This window comes from Rhizohabitans arisaemae (assembly GCF_025996515.1).
In the GTDB taxonomy this organism is placed as follows: Bacteria; Actinomycetota; Actinomycetes; order Streptosporangiales; family Streptosporangiaceae; genus Rhizohabitans; species Rhizohabitans arisaemae.
The window spans coordinates 338,167-356,453 of sequence record NZ_BLRH01000014.1 but is presented as its reverse complement, the minus strand read 5'-3'; the positions used below and the strand labels follow the sequence as shown (position 1 = coordinate 356,453).

Annotated in this window: 15 protein-coding genes; 6 read left to right on the top strand and 9 right to left on the bottom strand. The window is 70.1% G+C overall.

The features are described from left to right. Positions 1–106: 106 nt before the first annotated feature. The 7 genes from RUR_RS08160 to RUR_RS08130 all read right to left on the bottom strand — a co-directional run bounded on the left by RUR_RS08160 (position 107) and on the right by RUR_RS08130 (position 6,871). A complete protein-coding gene (locus RUR_RS08160) occupies positions 107–790 on the bottom strand; it encodes a copper homeostasis protein CutC (RefSeq protein WP_283134305.1) in 684 nt (227 codons plus the stop codon). Between the two features lie 51 nt (positions 791–841). Next, entirely contained in the window at positions 842–1,432 is a 591-nt protein-coding gene (locus RUR_RS08155) for a GNAT family N-acetyltransferase (protein WP_283134304.1), read from the bottom strand. Further along, the gene (locus RUR_RS08150) at positions 1,429–2,172 is read right to left on the bottom strand and encodes a GntR family transcriptional regulator (RefSeq protein ID WP_283134303.1); all 744 of its coding nucleotides are present in this window, start codon (positions 2,170–2,172) and stop codon (positions 1,429–1,431) included. The genes RUR_RS08155 and RUR_RS08150 overlap by 4 nt, the downstream gene beginning before the upstream one ends. A gap of 412 nt (positions 2,173–2,584) precedes the next feature. After that, a complete protein-coding gene (locus RUR_RS08145) occupies positions 2,585–4,327 on the bottom strand; it encodes an FAD-binding protein (RefSeq protein ID WP_283134302.1) in 1,743 nt (580 codons plus the stop codon). A gap of 82 nt (positions 4,328–4,409) precedes the next feature. After that, entirely contained in the window at positions 4,410–5,264 is an 855-nt protein-coding gene (locus tag RUR_RS08140) for an ATP-grasp domain-containing protein (RefSeq protein ID WP_283134301.1), read from the bottom strand. Between the two features lie 146 nt (positions 5,265–5,410). Further along, positions 5,411–5,671: a hypothetical protein gene (locus RUR_RS08135; protein WP_283134300.1), complete on the bottom strand. Its 261-nt coding sequence runs from the start codon at positions 5,669–5,671 to the stop codon at positions 5,411–5,413. Positions 5,672–5,872: 201 nt separating this feature from the next. Further along, positions 5,873–6,871 (bottom strand): Dyp-type peroxidase, encoded by a 999-nt coding sequence (locus RUR_RS08130; RefSeq protein ID WP_283134299.1) that lies wholly within the window; start codon positions 6,869–6,871, stop codon positions 5,873–5,875. 193 nt (positions 6,872–7,064) lie between these two features. On the opposite strand from RUR_RS08130, the gene RUR_RS08125 reads away from it, so the two are divergent. After that, the gene (locus RUR_RS08125; protein WP_428846981.1) at positions 7,065–7,805 is read left to right on the top strand and encodes a TetR/AcrR family transcriptional regulator; all 741 of its coding nucleotides are present in this window, start codon (positions 7,065–7,067) and stop codon (positions 7,803–7,805) included. Beyond that, positions 7,802–8,482, top strand: coding sequence for a DNA alkylation repair protein (locus RUR_RS08120; protein ID WP_283134297.1), 681 nt, complete (start codon positions 7,802–7,804; stop codon positions 8,480–8,482). Before RUR_RS08125 ends, RUR_RS08120 begins: the two co-directional genes overlap by 4 nt. Before the next feature lie 3 nt (positions 8,483–8,485). Here the strand turns inward: RUR_RS08120 and RUR_RS08115 are convergent, their stop codons facing one another. After that, a complete protein-coding gene (locus tag RUR_RS08115) occupies positions 8,486–8,908 on the bottom strand; it encodes a hypothetical protein (RefSeq protein ID WP_283134296.1) in 423 nt (140 codons plus the stop codon). 215 nt (positions 8,909–9,123) lie between these two features. Here RUR_RS08115 and RUR_RS08110 point away from each other — a divergent pair, with 215 nt between their 5' ends. The 4 genes from RUR_RS08110 (at position 9,124) to RUR_RS08095 (ending at position 16,487) form a co-directional block, all read left to right on the top strand. Then, a complete protein-coding gene (locus RUR_RS08110) occupies positions 9,124–10,029 on the top strand; it encodes a TIGR03619 family F420-dependent LLM class oxidoreductase (RefSeq protein WP_283134295.1) in 906 nt (301 codons plus the stop codon). A gap of 856 nt (positions 10,030–10,885) precedes the next feature. Next, entirely contained in the window at positions 10,886–11,557 is a 672-nt protein-coding gene (locus tag RUR_RS08105; RefSeq protein ID WP_283134294.1) for a CHAP domain-containing protein, read from the top strand. A 381-nt stretch (positions 11,558–11,938) separates the two neighbouring features. Then, positions 11,939–14,986 (top strand): serine/threonine protein kinase, encoded by a 3,048-nt coding sequence (locus tag RUR_RS08100; RefSeq protein WP_346349025.1) that lies wholly within the window; start codon positions 11,939–11,941, stop codon positions 14,984–14,986. Positions 14,987–15,536: 550 nt separating this feature from the next. Further along, the gene (locus tag RUR_RS08095) at positions 15,537–16,487 is read left to right on the top strand and encodes a CHAP domain-containing protein (protein WP_283134292.1); all 951 of its coding nucleotides are present in this window, start codon (positions 15,537–15,539) and stop codon (positions 16,485–16,487) included. Here the strand turns inward: RUR_RS08095 and RUR_RS08090 are convergent. Next, positions 16,468–18,240 (bottom strand): serine/threonine protein kinase, encoded by a 1,773-nt coding sequence (locus tag RUR_RS08090; RefSeq protein ID WP_283134291.1) that lies wholly within the window; start codon positions 18,238–18,240, stop codon positions 16,468–16,470. The genes RUR_RS08095 and RUR_RS08090 overlap by 20 nt on opposite strands. Between the last annotated feature and the right edge of the window lie 47 nt (positions 18,241–18,287).

Genomic DNA, 18,287 nt, shown 5'->3' with positions numbered 1-18,287 from the left:
TAGCGCCTCGGGCACCTAAGATCCAGCCGTACTCGCACCCCGGCTCGGGGGACCCGGTTCCCGCGCCGTTGCCGTCACCCTACGAGGGCCGTACGGAATCTCTCGCTCAGGCTTCGGCGACTTTGGTCAGGTGGGTTCGCCAAGCCTGGACCAGGTCGGGGTCCACGGGGTCGGACCAGGAGGGGCGGACGGCGCTGCCGACGTGGAAGGCGCGGACGCCGTAGTCGTGGAGGCAGGCCAGGTGTTCGGTGCGGAGGCCGCCGCCGACGAGGAGCAGGCCGGCGTCTCCGGCTTCGGCGCGGTCGCGGAGTTCGGCCAGGCCCGCGTGGACGCCCGCGGGAGATCCCGCGGTGAGGACCGCGGTGAGCCCCGGGAGCTTGCGGACCAGCTTCCAGCCGTCGGCGGAGGCGTGGTCGACGGCGCGGTGGAAGGTCCAGGGCAGTGGGGCGATCGCGGCGGCGAGGTGTTCGGTGGCGGCGAGGTCGACACCGCCGGAGGGGTCGAGGAAGCCGAAGACGAATCCGGCCGCCCCGGCTTCGGCGAGCGCGGCGGCCTCGTCGGTGAGGGCGGCGAGTTCGTTCCGGGTGATGGTGAATCCGGCTTTGGGGCGAAGCATCACCATCTGCGGGAGGGTCGAGACCCGGGCGATCTCCGCAACGGTCTCCACGGCCGGGGTGAGCCCGTCGGCCGTCATGTCGCGGACGACTTCGAGCCGGTCGGCCCCGCCCTGTTCGGCCCGGACGGCGTCCTGGGCGCTGAGCGCGATCACCTCAAGCAGCGGTCGAGCCATGAAACGTTTCTCCCGGTACCGACGTCAGTTACGCATTAGGTTAACGCCGGGTCAGCAGCTGGGTTCGAGCGCCTGGGCGGGCAGGAGGTCCTGGATCCGGATCCGCCTCCGACCTGCGTCCCGTTCACCGTTCCAGGGGCCGCGCGGTCCGGCGGCGCGCTGGAAGAGGGCGCCGGACGCCCGATGCGGGAGGTCGACGGTGCGCACGTGCCGGAACGCCTGGCTGAGGTAGTAGTGCTGGAGGCGGGGGTTGTTCTTGCTGCAGTCGAGTCTGAGCCAGCGCCGCCCGTCGGCGAACACCCTCAGCCCCGCCCAGTCGAGCAGCGCCTCCCCGAGCCCGCAGCCGGAGAACGTCCGGTGGACGGCGAGTTTGTGGACGTACAGCGCGGACTCGGGGTAGTCGGCGGCGTACCAGAACTCCGGATCGGCGTGATCGTCCAACGCCACCGTGGCCGCGGGCCCGGGTTCGAGGAGGAAGACGACCCCTTCGGCGATGAGCGGGTCGATCCTGGCCGCGGGGAAGCCGTCGGGCGGCCACTGCTGGACCCCCTGGCGGTGCAGCCAGGCCGCCGCGTCCGCCAGGAGCGCGAGCACGCTGGTGAGATCGCCGGGGGTGGCCCGGCGAAGGGTGAAAAGGCTCAACGCTGTTCCAGCTCGTACCTGATCAGGTGCTTGTCCGCCGGGAGGACCGACATCGCCACCCGCACCGGGGTGTCCTCGGCGTCGTATCCGACCCGGACGTAGACCATGACCGGGGTGCCCGGCTCCAGCTGGAGTCGCTGGGTCTCCTCGGGGGTGGGCATCCGCGCCGAGATGTCGTCGACGACCCGTACCTGGCCGTGGCCGAGCTCCTCCAGGACGCGGTTGGCTCCCCGCTGGATGTCCTGGGGGTGGGTGATCTCGGAGTCCACGACGATGGCGAGCGGAAAGTAGGAGTCGTTGGTGTTGAAGGGCTGCCCGTCGACGAAGCGCAGCCGCCGTCTGACCACGGCGACGGCGTCTTCGGGGAGTTCCAGGCGGGTCGCGATCTCCTCGGCCGGGGTGATCAAGGCCACCTCGATGGCTTGACTGGGCTGGCGTCCTTCGGAGAGTACGGCCCGGGCGAACGCCTCCTGGCGTACCGTGCTGGGGATCAGCTCCATCTGCGGCGTGATGAGGAGCGGCCGGCGTTCGCGGACGACGGTTCCCCTGCGGGGGGTGCGGCTGACCAGTCCCTCGTTGACGAGCTCGCCGAGCGCCAACCGGACGGTGTTGCGGCTCACCTGATGGGTGGCCATGAGGTCGGTCTCGGTGGGCAGGAGGTCTCCTGGGGACAGCTCACCTGTGTAGATGGCTCGCCGTAGCTCACCCGCTACCTGTTCGTAGAGCGTGGAGCGTGCCAAGACGTCCCTCTCTCTGTCCTTTTGTCCCTACAAATTTAAGCGATCTAGAACTTTTCCGAAACCTTGGGCTTGACGCCGTCGGCGCGACATCGCATTATCCAAATGTTGGTACAAATCCATTGAAAAGCCTCTAGACCATCACCCAGCCCAGACACGTCTTCGCGAAGAATCCCAGAAACCCGAGGCGGCGCAAGTCCCGGCGGGACCGTTCGCGGAGCGGAACTCGTGGCGCCTCCGGAGCGCGAGTCCGGAGGCGCCACGGGCCAGGTGACCAGACGTACCCATGAGAAAGCCGCGACACCCGCGCGGGCCCCATCCCTCGCCGGGGCCCTCGCAGGTCGTCGGGCGGACACATGCCCCGGCAGGCTCCCCACGCCTACCGGGGCATGTCTCTTTCCCCGGCTCTCACCGCTCAACCGGCACGCCAGACCCCGGCCAGCTCACGGGCGAGCACCGGGACGACCGCCCGCCAATCCCCCACGATCCCCACATCCGCCGCGTCGAACACCGGAGCGGACGGATCGGAGTTGACCGCGATCACAAACCCGGCTCCCCGGACCCCGACCATGTGGTTGAACTTCCCCGACGACCCGAGGACCACGTAGAGCTCGGGCGAGATGACCCGGCCGGTGATCCCCAGCTGCCTCGACCGGGGCAGCCAGCCCCGATCGGTGACCTTGCGGGTCGCGGCGAGCTCCGCGCCGAGGGCGGACACCAGCGGCCCGAGCTCCGCGTACCGCGCCGGGTCCACCCCCTGCCCCACCCCGATCACGGCACGGGCCTGGGCGAGCCCCGAGGGATCGTCGTCGCTGACGCTCTCCGTCACCTCGACCCGTCGCCGCGGCCGCAGGCGCAGGACCCGGGTCGGTGCGGAACCCTCCCGGGCGGAGTGCGCGGACGGGGTGAGCACGCCGGGCCGTACCGTCGCGATCTGCACCGCCGACCGCATGGTGATCTCCGCCACCAGGTGGCCGCCGAAGGCCGGTTTCCAGCACACCAGGCGCCCGTCCCTGACCTGGAGGTCGATCACGTCCCCGGCCAGACCCGCGTCGAGCCGTACGGCGAGCCGCCCGGCGACCTCCCGCCCCCAGGAGGTGCTCGGCGCGAGCACCGCCCAGGCACCCGCCTCCTTGGCCCAATCCGTCACTCCGGCGGCGAAGTCCTCCGCCGTGGGGGCCGGGTCGAGTTCGACCACCTCGTCGGCGCCGTCGGCCCGTTCGCCCGCGGTGAGCGCGACCACGCGCCCGCCGAGCCGGGCCGCGCCGCCGAGCAGCTCCCGGGTGAGGCCGCCTCGACCGGGTTCGGCGAGGATCCCGATGACGCGATCGGCGGAAACCGGGGCGGGAGCCGTGCCGCCCGGTGGAACGGTCCGGGCGAAGGCCTCGGCGAGCATGGCGCAGGCGGTGCGGATCTGGTCCTCGATCGGCCCTTCGGGCATCGCCCGGCTCCGGCGGGTCCGGAGCACGCGGACCTCGCCGACCTCGGTCGGGCTGGCCTGCGGTCCCCACGGACCCGGCCCGAGTTCCGCCGCGCGGAGCACCCGGATCCGGTCCGGGCCGGCCCGGTGCTCCGGCGGCACCTTGCACGGGTCGCAGAGGCGTTCGGCCGCGGTGATCAACGCGGGGAGGTCGAGCCTGGCGGTCAGATGCCCGTTGTCGGTCTCACAGCGGGCCCGGATCCGGCGTTCCCGCACGCGGAGCTCCCGGACTCCGGAGAGCAGCGGCAGGTCGAGCAGCTCGGCGAGTTGCGGTCCGACCTGCCCGGTGTCGGCGTCGACCGAGTTCAGCCCGGCGATGATCAGGTCGAAGGGGGCGCCGGAATCCCGCTCGGCCACCCGGATCGCGGCCGCCAGCGCCTGTGCGGTGGCGAGGGTGTCGGAACCGGCGAAGGCGAGGTCGGAGATGAGCAGCCCCTCGTCGGCGCCCCACGCGATCGCCTCTTTGAGGACGTCTTCGGCGCTCGGCGGTCCCAGGGTGAGGACGGTGCAGCTTCCGCCCGCCTCCCGGGCGAGCTCGACGCCCTTGGCGACCGCGCGGCGGCAGTACGGATTCATCTCCAGCGGCAGGCCGCTGCGCTCCAGGCGCCCGTCCGGCCCGAGCCGCATCTCGTCGAACTTGGGGACCTGTTTGGCGAGTACGGCGATGCGCAGGGTCATCGCGGAACATCTCGGGTCTGCATGATGCCTGTTTTTACCGGATAACTCTCCGGTACGGCCGGTCGGCCCCGGATAAGGGGTCTCAGCGCGAGGCGAGGATGCGGAGCGCCTGCGCCATCCGGCGTGACGCGTGCGGGGCGTAGCGAAGGAAGAGGTAGGGCTCGGTGAGTTCGAGTTCGAGCAGGATGGGGGCGCCCCGCGCGTCACGGACCAGGTCGACCCGGGCGAACAGCAGCTCCTCAGGGATCATTCCCAGGATCTTCTTGGCCAGGATGACCTGGTCGAGGTCGACCTCCCGCACCGCCGGCCGGTTCCGGTGCGTCATGGTCATCATCCCGCCCCGGGCCGACAGCATGGGCTGCCGCCGGATCGCGTGGCTGAACCGTCCGCCAAGGAAGATCAGCGAGGTCTCCCCCTCGGATTCGACCATGTCCAGGTAAGGCTGGATCATCGCGGTCCGGCCGCCCTTGGTCAGCCGCCACGCGTGTTCGAGCGCCTGAGCCCGGGACGCGGTACGGACCGTGTCCTTGGCCCCGGCCGAAACCGAGGGTTTCACCACCAGCTCGGGCCAGCGTTCCATCAGGTCGGGCGCCTCGCCCGGGCTGATCCACCGGGTGGGGACGGTCGGGATGCCGCGCTCGGCGAGGTCGCGCAGGTAGGTCTTGTCGGTGTTCCGCTCGATGACCGGGGCCGGGTTGAGCAGCCGGGTGAGGCCGGAGACCCGCCGCGCCCACGCCACGAACTCCTGCCTGCGGGTCACATAGTCCCAGGTGGACCGGACGACGGCGGCGTCGTAGGAGCTCCAGTCCACTTCAGGGTCGTCCCAGCGGACGATCTCCCCCCGCATCCCGGCGTCGTTCCATCCGGTGAGCACCAGGCCGACCTCGTCGTCTTTGCCCGCCGCCGTCGACGTCACATATGCCACCGGCACACCCATGCACTCTCCCCCATCGCCCGGCAGGTCGGAAGCAATATTATGGGCCCCACTCTATTTGCCGGGCTTGTCGCCGAGCGGACGTCCAGGGTAGAGCGTGCGCGGGGGCGCCGAGCCGGCAACCGGCCCGACGCCCCGTGACCGCCGGACTAGTCGAAGACGTACGTCACCGAGATGTTGCCCCGGCACGAGGTGGCGCTCACGCTGTTCACGTTGACGGAGTTGCCGCAACCGCGGTTGCTCGCCCTGATGTTGCCGAACTGATTCCCCGACTGGGCGGAATCGTCGATATACCTGCTCCAGTTGCCGATGTAGGTGTCATCGTGCGCCGCGTGGGCGGGGGTGGCGGAGAGGCCGATGCCGATCGCCGCGGCGAGAACGGCGCCTGAAACGCAGAGTTTCTTCATCATTTCGACTCCTCTTTCCTACTGGGGGCTGCCGTGACCCCCGGCCGTCCGAGACGCAAGCCACGATCGGCTGGGCCTCGCCGGACCGGTGAGCCACCGCATCTGGGGAACAGTCAAGCGCGACCACTCTGGGTAGTCAAGCGATTGCAAAATGTCGTAACGCCAGGTAGATGGGCTTCCATCTTCCGACAAACGCCCAGAAACTCACCCGAGCATGAGCGTCGAACCCAGCGGGCGCCTGGCGTCGAACCCGGGCAGGATCAGGAAGGCCCCCGAGGCCGTGGTGGTCGTGAAGGCCATCAGCGCGTCCCCCTGGTCCAGCCGGGACTGGGTCTCGGTAAAGGTGCCGAGCTCCCGCTGGAAACCCACGAAGAGCAGGCCCCGGTCGCGGGGCCCGTCGTCGAAGGTGTAGCCCCGGCGCAGCATGCGGCCGCCCCCCGAGGCGTGCGCCCGCCGGACGTGCGCGCCGTCCGGAATCAGCCGCCGGCCGTCCGGGGCCGCGGCCTCCAGGTCCACCGCGGCCAGGGGCGCCCCGCCCGACAGCGGCGCCCCGTCCGCCCGGCGGCGGCCGACGACCCGTTCCTGCTCGGGGACCGGCAGCCGGAGGAACCGGCCCACGTCCAGCCGGATCCGGCGGACCACCGCGAAGGTCGACCCGTCCTCCCGCCACACCTCGCGGCGGAACTCGGACTCGGTCGTGGGACCGGCGACCCCGTCGTGGAACCCCAGGATGTTGCGGACCGCGCCGAAGGAGGCGCGGCGAAAGCCCCGCTGGCCCCATCGGATGCGCGCCCGGCGGCCCAGCCGGGCGCGAAGCCCGGAGAGCACGGCCCACACCGCGGGCTCGGTCGCCCCGCAGACCTGGATCAGCAGGTCGCCCCCGCGGGCCGCCGGCTCGATCCGCTCCCGCGCGAAGACCGGCAGCTCCTCGAAGCCGCCGAGCCTCGGCCCCACCCCCACGGTGACGGTCACCCCGGCCGGGCCGCCGCCCGTGACGGCAGCCCCCAGACCGGCGAGCGTCTCACCGGGCCGGCCGGTCAGATCGAACACGGCGAGCGCGGTGTACGGCTGCGGCACGGCCGGGCGGGTGACCCCTTCCTGCCCGACGTGACCGGACCGGTCGCAGCCCGCCAGCGCCACCAGGCCGAATCCCGCGAGGACGCACCGGCGAGCGGGACCGCCTCCCGTACCCCCCGAACCCATGCGCCTCATTATCGGCTCGGCGACGGGGGAATCCGCCGTACCGCGCCGTACGCCCCGCCCGGCGAAGCACGGTGGGACGTCCGGACTCCCGCGGCGACTCTGCGCAAGGACCGGGCGGGAGCGGCTCCGGCACCCGATGATGGCCCTATCCGCCGACGGTCCGCGGTGAGCACGGCAGGGTTGGAGGCCCATAATGGAGGACGTGAACTCGCGCAGGAACCCAGGCACCTCGGGGAACACGGAGAGCCTTCGGACCGTCGCGGCGCCCCGCCGCAGGGCACCGGCGGCTCGGCGGGGGACGGGACCCTCGGTGCCGGGCTCCGAACGTCGTGACCACCTCTTACGGCTGGCGGCGGAGCTCTTCGCGGAGAAGGGGTTCCAGGCGACCACCGTCCGGCAGATCGCCGACGAGGCCGGCATCCTCTCCGGCAGCCTGTACCACCACTTCGACTCCAAAGAGGCGATCGTCGACGAGGTGCTCAGGACCTTCCTCGACGACCTGATCGGCCGCTACCGGGCCGTGCTGGCCGACGGGCACGACCCCCGGACCGCCCTCTCGGAGATGATCCGCATCGGCTTCGGCACCGTGGAGACCCACCGGGCCGCCGTCACGGTCATGCAGAACGACTGGAACTATCTGCGCTCGCTGCCGGGTGAGCGGTTCGACTACCTCGTCAAGACCGAGGACCAGGTCGAACTGATGTGGCTTGAGCAGATCCGGCTCGGACAGGAGCTCGGCCAGTTCCGGCGGGACGCCGATCCCAAACTCACCTACCGCATGATCCGCGACACGATCTGGGTCACGGTGCGCTGGTTCCGGTCGGGTGGCCGGCTCGACTCCGCGGAGATCGCCGAACACTACATCTCGGTCCTCTTCGACGGCCTCGTCCAGGACGGGCGGACCGGCGGGCGGGGAGCGGTGAGCGGGCGATGAACCTCGTCGATTCGGTACGGCTGGCGCTCACCAAGGCGGCGGACCCGGAGCGCGCCCCCGCCATGCAGGCGTACATGAAGTCCGAACTGCCCTTCCGCGGCGTTCCGGCGGGCCCGCGGCGGCAGATCCTGCGGGCGCTCTTCCTGGAGCAGCCGCTCAGAAGCGCCCGCGACTGGCAGCTGTCGGCGCTCGCCCTGTGGCGCGAGGCGGAGTACCGGGAGGAGCGCTACGCGGCGATCGAGCTCACCGGCTTCCGGCTCTACAAGCGGCATCAGACCCTCGACACGATCCCGATGTACGAGGAGATGATCGTCACCGGGGCCTGGTGGGACTACGTGGACGACCTCGCCGTCCATCGGATCGGCCCGCTGCTGCGGGGGTTCCCCGACGAGATGAGCAAGCTCGCGCACGAGTGGTCGCGGTCGGGCAACCTCTGGAAGCGGCGCACCTCGATCCTGTGCCAGAACACCTTCAAGGCCGACACCGACCTCGGGCTGCTCTACGCGTGCATCGAGGGAAGCCTGTCGGACCACGACTTCTTCGCGCGCAAAGCGATCGGCTGGGCGCTGCGCGAGTACGCCAAGACCGACCCCGACGAGGTCGTCCGGTATGTGAACCGGACCGGGATCGCCGGGCTCAGCCGCCGGGAGGCGTTCAAGAACCTGCCGGTCGACTGAGCGTCAGTCGGCTTCCGGCACGATGCTCGGCAACGGGCCGGGGGGCGGCGGGAATCCCGGGTCGGCGGGCCCCGGCGACCGCTGCGGCCCGGGCAGCGTGGGCTCCTGGGTGGGCTGCTCGGATCCCCGGGGCTCCGGTGACCGCTCGGGTGTGGTCTGCGCGGGGCGTGGCACGTTCCGTACCGGCACGGTGGCCGGGGGCGGCGGCACCGGGGTGGCCCAGCGGGCGACCGCGGGGAGCCGCCCGGACGGCGTGGCGCTCGGCGTGGACGGGACGGGGACCGGTGGCGCGGGTCGCGCGATCACCACGGCGGTGACCTGCCAGGCGAGAACCGCGCAGCCGAGGAGGGCGAGACCGATCGCCAGGCCGAGCCGGAGTCCGGGTACCCCCGGGTTCCGGATGGAGTAGTGACGATGGCGGCCCAAAACCCTCTTCCTTCCGCTGCCGGGGGCTCCGGCGCGATTGTTTCCCCCGCCGCGCGGCAGCCACGAAGCCGGATCCCGCATGAAAATATCAGTAGATACCACCCGTGGTTGGATCACTCCACCCGTGCGGTCACCTGCCGACCCGTGGCCCCCGCCCTGTGGACGAACCACATAGAAGACTGAAACGTCCGCCCTGCTCAAGGTGTTGATCATTGATGAGATTCGGCGTCACCCTGGTGAACCACGGTCCCGGAACCGACCCCTCGACCCTGGCGGGCTGGGTCCGGCTGGCCGAGGAAACCGGCTTCCACCTCGCCATGCTCTCCGACCACATCGCGGTGACCCCCGATGTGGGTGAGCGCCTCCCCGACCCGCTCTACGAACCCTTCACCACCCTCGCCTGGCTCGCCGGTCTCACCGAGCGGATCGAGCTCGGGACGACCGTGGCGGTCGTCCCCTACCGGCACCCCTTGATCACCGCGAAGATGGCCGCGAACATCGACCGCTTCAGCGACGGGCGGCTGGTCCTTGGGGTGGGCGTGGGCTGGGCGGAGCAGGAGTTCGCCGCGCTGGGCGTGCCGTTCGGGCGACGCGGCGACCTCACCGACGAGTACCTCGCCGTCATGCGGGAGATCTGGACGTCACCGGTCGTCTCCCACGACGGGGAGTTCGTCTCCTTCGGCGAGGTGCGCACCGCGCCCCCGCCCGTACGGGTGCCGCCGGTCTGGGTCGGCGGGTCGAGCCCGGCGGCGGTCCACCGGGCGGTCCGGTACGGCGACGCGTGGCATCCCCGCCATCCTCGGGTGGACTGGTTGCGCACCAAGGGGATCCCCGCGCTGCGCGCCGCCGCGGACCTGATCGGCCGGCCGCTGCCGGCGTTGGCGCCGCTCGTCCGGGTCCGCGTGACCGAGACCCCGCTGGACGAGGCGGACCGCCCGGCCTGCCACGGCACGACGGATCAGATTCGGCGGGACCTGGCCGGTTTTCAGGAGATCGGTGCCGCCTACATCGTCTTCGACATTCATCTCGGCGGCCCTCTCGATGACGCTCGGGAAACCCGCCGGACGCTGGACGCATTGACGAGCGAGTTGATCGATCTCGAACTCCAGGCCCTGCGCTGACTTATTGATTCGTCGCTGAAATCGCCTGGGAAGTCAGCGGGAACATCTTTCGCAACGTCATCTGAGAACTCAGTCGTCACACCGACATCATCGATTCCGGTTTGATTTGGCACCGCCATCGCCTTCCCGGACTCCGGGTCAAACAGGTAAAGCAGCCTCGAATCCCCTATACGGCAGGGGATTCGAGGCTTCTTCATACTCCCCGGGACTTCGCCCTCCGCCGACACCTGGAACCCGATCCCATTTGAGTAAAGCCAGCCCCGGAAGCATGGGGAATCGATCTCCAAACGACCGGCCAGAACTCTGAAACCACTCAACAGAAAGGGATTACACATCTCAGCAGGTGGGTCAATGAGTGCAAAGTAAGACCCCGAAAGGGCTAAGTTGATCACTCTGAGGAGGGTCTCCGCAGGTCAAGTGGGCACCAAGAGAGGTCTCGATTCAGCCCCGCTACTAGATCAAAAAGCACTTGGAGCACCCTCGAAGGTAAATCTTTTTGACCCGTTCAGACCCTGTTCATGACAGATCGGCTGACGATTTCAAGTGCTCCTGAACGCGTGCGAATCCCTTACAGGAGAGCGGATTCAGCACATACCCGCTCAACATCGACGATCTTTATGAGCCTTTCGCGGCAATCCCGTGGCCGTCCCTTTGACTAATGACAACTCGGCTTTAACCCCGTAGTCTCGTTGCCAGGTAATCAAATGACCAATTGGCCTCACCAGTGCTCGCCCCGCGGTTGACACGGTCGACCCCCCAAGAGCACCAGTGCCAACATTCGACAAAAGTGGCTCGGTACGCCTGGTCGTTACGGTGAAGCGATCCTCAGCATGGCTCGAGCGGCTCCCCTACGCATATGACTCCTGAAACTCTGAAGCTGATCCAGGCCCTTGAGGCGGAGCTCGGTTACACGGAAAAATCCAGCGGCTACTCCAAGTTCGGCGAGTGGTACGGCCAGAACGTCGCCAAGGACTCGGCGTTCGCGAACGGCGCCTGGTGCAACATGTACATCTCCTGGGCCGCCAGCAAGACCGGCACCTGGAAAGAGGTCGGCCAGTTCGCCTACACCCCCTACCACGCCACCTGGTTCCAGCAGAAGGGCGCCTGGAACAAGGAGGCCGCACCCGGTGCTCTGGTCTTCTTCGACTGGAGCGGCGGCAAGACCATCGCGGGCATCGACCACGTCGGCGTCGTGACCAAGGTCGAGGGCAACACGATCCACACGATCGAGGGCAACATCGACGGCGGTGTCGCCAAGCGCAAGGTCCGCGACGAGAGCAAGGTCGTCGGATACGGTCACCCCGACATCGTCCGCGAGAAGAACAAGTCGAGCGAGTCCGAGGTCACCACCACGACCACCGCCGCCTCGACCACCCCCGCGGCCCCGGCTCCCGAGCTGACCGCCGTGGACCCGCTGACCGGCACGATCCTGGCCGCCTTCCTCGCGCTGGGCGGCGTCAAGGCCGGCGGCGGCCTGATGTCCCGGCTGCCGTTCTTCGGCAAGCGGCGCAGCTCCGGCAAGAGCTGACCGGCCGCCCCCCACACGTCGCACAACCGCCGCATCCCGGCGTAATCCCTGATCGTCTCGCTTCGGGGCCACCAGTCCCCGCTTGAGGTACAGGATCACGACGCCGCCCGTCGAGTCACCGTCTCGACCGGGCGGCGTCACCCGTTTCCGGGCCTGAACCACGAGGTCAAGACCGACGTTCACCGAACTGTAAGAAGTGCCCGACCCTGCCGGGAAACCTCGGCGGGGTCGACGTTTTCGCAGGTCGACAGCGTGTAATCCACGCGCCTGAGCCGTACCGGGCCCGCAGGGGGCGTCCGGGCGGCTTGCCGGGCCTTTACCGGCCCTGGAACTCACTTGACGCTCGGAACGGGGAGGGCGACGATCGGGCCACGGTCATCCGTGGAGGCTAACGTGGACGCCTGGTCCGTCTCTGGTTATAGCGAAATCCGGCAGCTCGGCGCCGGAGCCGGCGGTCGAGTGATGCTGGCAACCCATGATGCCACGCAGACCCCGGTGGCGATCAAGTACCTTGCCGAGAACCTCCGGAACGATCCGGAGTTCCTCGTCCAGTTCCGCCATGAGGCGGGCCTGCTGTCCGAGACGCTCGACCCAAACGTCGCCCGGCTCTACGAGTACATCGAGACCGACGCGGGCGCGGCGATCGTCATGGAGCTGGTGCAGGGCGTCTCCCTGCGCGCGATGCTCCGGGAGAACGGGGCCACCGGCGCCGAGGCGGCGCTGGCCCTCCTCAAGGGTTCGCTCAAGGGGCTCGCCGCCGCGCACGCGGCCGGAGTCGTGCACCGGGACTACAAGCCCGAGAACGTGATCGTCACCGACGCCGGCCGGAGCAAGCTCGTGGACTTCGGCATCGCCGCCCGCTCGGGCACGGCGAGCGCCCCCGCGGGCACCCCGTACTACATGGCGCCGGAGCAGTGGCCCGCCCAGCCCGGGCTCACCCCGGTCATGTCCACCCCGGCCACGGACGTCTACGCCGCGACCTGCGTCTTCTTCGAGTGCGTCACCGGGCACCGCCCGTACGAGTCCACGCATCTGTCCGTGCTCAGGCACCTGCACCAGAGCGCCGTGATCCCGTTGGAGCGGGCACCCGCCCCGCTGCGCCCGCTCATCGCGCGGGGACTCGCCAAGAACCCGACCGACCGGCCCGTCAGCGCCTCCGCGTTCATCGCCGAGCTGGAGTCCGCCGCCGTCGCCGGGTACGGGCCGGACTGGGAGGAGCGGGGGCGCCGGCACCTCGCCGAGCTCGCCGGCCTCCTCGTCCTGCTCTTCCCCTTCAGTCCCGCCGGGGGCCCGACGGGCGGGCTCACGGTCGGGCAGACCGTGCTGCGGACCCTGCGTGCGCACGCGGTGCAGTTCACGGTGGGGGCGCTGGTCATCGCGGCCGGGGTCGGCGGTGTCGCCTACGCGATCAACGCGGGCAAGGAACGGCCGCAGGCGCCCATCGCGATCAACCCCATCGACCGGCCCAACGAGATCCCGCAGACGGCGACCCCCACGCCCACCCCCACCGAAACGGACGGCGGGGAGAGCACGCCACCGCCACCGCCACCGCCACCGACGGTCCCCCCGCCGCCGCCCGACCTGGCGTACCGGAATCTGACGATTCTGAACTGGGAGAACGGCGTGGCCGACCTGCGGGTCGCCGCGAACCTCCCCGCCCGCGGCACGCTGATGACGACATACCTGCGGAACGGACAGATCATCGGGTACGGCCAGAAGCGGCTCCAGGGCGAGCGGACCTACGACGAGCGGCTGGCCCATCGGTTCGCCAAGCCCGCCTGCGGCACCGTCGAGACCTGGACGGTCCAGGCGAGCACCTCCCCGGCCTCGGACAACGGCGTCCGGACCGCCTCGCAGACCGTACGGGGCGACAGGTGCCCGCCCCCGCGGGTGGAGATCGCCAAGTTCGACGGCAAGCAGGCCGACGTCGCCGTCGAGACGCCGAACGGTGACCCGGTCACCCTGTTCACCGAGTTCGCCCAGGGTCCGAGCGCCGGCAACCTCACCCCGGTGGGTGGGCAGACCTCGACGCCGCTCGGCGGCGACACCTCCTACAGCCGGCGGTTCACCCAGACCTTCACCGAACCCGAGTGCGACCAGACGGTCTACCGGCGGATCCGGGCGTGGACCTCGCCCAAGCAGCAGGGCTCGACGGTTTCCGAGGTACGTCCGGTCAAGGGCCCCACCTGCCCGGCGCCCGACGTGACGATCGCCTCCTGGAACGACGCGACGGTCCGCGGCTCCGTGACGACCTACGGGAAAGGCTCGGTGCAGATAGTCGCGACCTACCGGCTCAACGGTGCCAGAGTCGCGGACGACTCCAAGACGGTTCAGGGCGCCGCGACCCACCAGGTCTCCTGGACGACCAAGTTCGGTGCACTGCTGTGTGAGCGGCCCAACACCTTCGAAGTGGTCCTCACGACCAAACCCGCGCCCAAGGCCGTCCAGAACAAGACCTACACGGTGGAGGGACCCAAGTGCCCGGCGCCGGAGATCTCCGGTGTCGACTTCGACGGGCAGAACGTCACCCTGACGGTGAAGACCTACCACCCCAAGCCGGTCCTGCTCACCGGGACCTTCACCAGCAACGCCCGCGGTGGGGAAGGCTTCGCCGCCTCCGCCGGCGGAGGGTCCGACTCCAAGGTCGTCACCGCGAATCTGGCAGGCAAGGAGACCCATCAGGTCACCCTGCGGTCGGGCTTCCCCGGCCTCGAATGCGGTCAGCGGTTCCTCCGCAAGGTCGTGCTCACCACCGACCGCGCGGCGTCCAATCAGGGGGTGTCCGCTCAGCGCACCTACGAGCACCCCGGTCGGATCGTGCCGAATGTGCGGGAAGGCACCGAAGGTGTGGCGATCAGGAAGCTCAAGGCCGCGGGGTTCGGCCACGTACGCGCCACCGAGACCGTCACCAACCGGGACCTGCACGGCCGGGTGCTCGCCCAGAACCCCGCCCCTGAGACCTGCTTCCGGGGTGAGGCGGTCACCATCACCGTCGGGGAGTACGGGATCGAGGTCCCGAACGTCCGGAACGCGAGCGAGGAGCGGGCGTCCGGCATCCTGGCGGAGGCGGGGCTTCGCGCCAACCCGGTGCGGGTCGCCGGCACCTGTGGCCGGGTGGTCGGCCAGAGCCCGCAGGCGGGGACGATCGTGCGGGACAACGCCGCGGTCACCATCCAGGTGGGCGACAACTGCGTGAACGTCCCGAGTCTGACGGGCCTGAACCGGGACAGCGCGATCGGCGCCCTGCAGGAGGCCGGGCTCCGGGCGAGTGTCCTCTCCGCCCCCGGCCGCTGCAACATCGTGCTCAGTCAGCGGACCCCGGCGGGCACCAAGGTGCAACGCGGGACCACGATCACCTTCTATGTCGGGAACAACTGCGAGACCCCGGGCGGCGACGAGGAATCCCCGCCGCCGGGTGAGCCGGGATAACGACGTCCACGATGGCGCGGGACCGACCCGGTCCCGCGCCATCGTCGTGTCCGAACCGCCGGGTACGGGCGAAGCCACGACTCCGACCAGGCAACGTTACGTTTTGTCGACCATTCGCATACATTGTGTAGCGTTGATATGTCGACACCAAACATACGCTTGGTAGATTCTTTGCCTGACTACACGCCCGTTTTCCCCATAATCAGGTAGCCGAAACACAGGCCTCCAGACACCCGAAAGCGCGACTCCGTTGAGGTTCCCGGCCGATCCGCCGACGGCCGAAGATCCGGAGACCTGGCGTCCGACACGCCCGATCACCATTTCTTGAGGCTTGCTTTACCTGGTCTTTCCGCAGGTAATATGCCCTCTCACGGAAAACCGCATAGGACAGATGGCGCCGCCACGTCCCGCCGACGAGCCCCGTTCGCCGGGTGGGACACCTGCGCCAAAGATCAACAAAAGTGACTCGTCAGGCTCTGTCGCGCAGGCGGCGCGATGTGTTTTCGGGCCGGAGTGGCTCCCCCACACTATGATCCCTGAACTAGAACAGATGATCCAGCTACTCGCCAATGAGGTCGGGTACCAAGAGAAGTCAAACGGTTACACGAAGTTCGGCGACTGGTACAGCCAGAACGTCGACACGGACCCCGCGTTCAAGACCGCGGCCTGGTGCGACATGTTCCTCGCCTGGGCCGCCCGGGAGACCGGGGTCGAGGAGTACATCGGCGAGTTCGCGTTCACCCCCTGGCACGCCGCGTGGTTCAAGAAGCAGGACGCCTGGGGTGACCGGCCCGAACCCGGCGCGCTCGTCTTCTACGACTGGTCCGGCGGCAACGACGTCGACGACGTCGACCATGTCGGAATCGTGGTCAAAGTGGTCGGCGACAAGATTCACACGATCGAGGGCAACATCGACGGCGGCCAGGCCAAGCGCAAGGTCCGCGACGAGAGCAGGGTCGCCGGATACGGCTATCCCGCGAAGATCAAGGAGCGGAAGGCCGCCGAGGAGACCACCCTGACCGAGGCGGACACCCCGCCTCCGGCCGGTCTGGAGGCCCGGCTGCTGAGCACGGCATCCGAACCGGAGCCCGCCCAGCCGCTCACTCCCCCGATCCACCCCGTATCCACCGTTCCGGCCGTGTACCAGAGCGCGCAGACTCTCTCCGTGGCAGGACAGGCCGGCGCAACGGAGCCCGCCCCCGCGGCCGCCGCCGGACGGGTCGCCACGACATCCGCGCCCCCTCAGCCCGAACGGCCGCAGGAGCCGCTCCCCCTCAAGGCGCTCACCCAGGTCTCGCACCCGGCCGGACCCGAAGCCGGCTCGCCGTTCGCGCCCTCGGTGGACTCCCCCGTCGAACCCACCGCCCTGCTGCTCTCCGCGGCGGTGGCGATCGCCTACCTCACCACGCGGACCCGGCTGCCGATCCCAGCCGTCCCGGGAGTGTTCGCCGCGGCGCGCGGACGCCATCGCCGTTCCGCGGTCAACCGCCGAAGTCGGTGAGGGTCCCGCTCCCCGGCGGAAGACCGCCGTCCGAGGTGTAGCTCAACCGGCGGCCGTCGGCCGGTGTGAAGACGATGACGGCGGCCGCCTCGCACCCTCGGGCGGTGTCCGCGCGCTCCACCTTCACCCGGACGCCGGTGCCGACCCGTCCGTCGAAGACCAGCTCGTACCGGCAGCGCGGGCCGGTTCCCCAGGTCGCGCTCCCCGCTTCCCGGTCCCCGGCGAATTGCACCGTGAACAGCGACTTCTCCCGGGTGCGGGGGTTGGTCGCCCGGCCTCGCCAGGTGCCGACCACCCCCTCCCATCGGGCCGGTGACACCTTTGTCGCGTCCGGCGAACCCTGCGCGGGCCGGCCGACGCCCGGCTCGGCCGTCGGCGGGGACTCCGCCAAGGACGGCGAAGGAGCCGGTGGCTCCGTCGCTTCGGGCTCCCGGGGGACGGCCGAGGGCGCCGGCTCACCGGTGACCGTGGTCTTCTCCGCTTCGGCCGGTGCGTCCGACTCCGGCGGCCCACCGGCCGGGGCCTCCCCCGTGGTCGCGACCGGACTCTGCGACGTCTGGCCGGTGAACACGGCCGCCACACCGCTGGGGGAGCCGGCAAGCCATCCCGACTGCACGATGAGTACGGGAACGGCGAGGGTCGGAATGGCCAGGAGGGCGAGCGCGGCGGGCAGAATCCTCCGCCGGGGTTTGGCCGGTACGGCGGGAGCCCCCACCGGCGGCCCCGCCGGAATCGGGTACACCACGCTCGGATGCGCGGCCGCCTTCGTCGGAGCGGGGGCCTGGGCCGGGATCACCCTCCTCGGCACGGTGTCCGCCTGGGGATCCACCCCGAAGTTCCCCGGCCCGCCCTGCGCGGGAACGGATCCGGCCTGTACCGGAGCGGATCCTCCCGGCGTGGGACCCGGGGCGCCCGGCCCGGGAACGGGTCCGCCGCCGGGGGCCTCGGACGCGGCGGCGACGCGGTGCTCCCGGGTGGGCGGTACGGCGCTTCGGGCCACCGGCCTGCGGGGCAGCTCGCGGGTGGGAATCGACTCCTCGCCCACCTGCTCCTCCTGGCCGAGCAGCTGGAGGAGGACGTTTCTGGCGCTGGGCCGCCGCTCCGGCTTCCGGTCCAGGCAGGCGGCGAGGACTTCGGCGAGCTCCCCGGTGATGTGCGGGCGGACCCGATCGGGCCGGTAGGGCGGCCGCCCGCCCGCGGCGAACAGGATCGTCGCCGCCCAGCTGAACATGTCGGCCGCCTGATCGGCGGAGATGTCCGTCAGCTGCTCGGGTGCGGTGTAGGAGGTCACCGACAGCCGCCGGGGCACGCCGAAGCCGATGACCCGCGGCCCGGCGGCGCCGATGAGAACCCGTTCGGGGGTGAAGTCGTGGTGTACCGTTCCCGTCCGATGGATCGCGTCGAGCGCGGTGGCCGTGCACACCGCCAGGCGGGAGAGCGCGCTGCCCTGGCGGGGGCCCTCGGTCTCGACCAGGGTGCTGAGCGCGGGGCCGTCGACGTACTCGCTGACGAGGTAGGGCGGTTCGGCGTCGAGGTCCGCGTCGATCACCTGCGCGGTGCAGAAGGACGCGACCTGCCGGGCCGCGGTGACCTCCGGAACGAGCCGGCGCCGGAGGTACGGGCCGAGCGGTCTGATCACGACCCGCATCCCGGACGCGGCCTCGCCTACGTAGAGATCGCCGAGTCGGCCGAGCAGCCGGTAGCCACCCAGACTTTCCGGATCATCCCTGCGTAAGGACGTGATGTCGGGCATGCTCGCCTCCAGCAGGGCCTAGACCTGACACTCCGACTCTGCTCCCG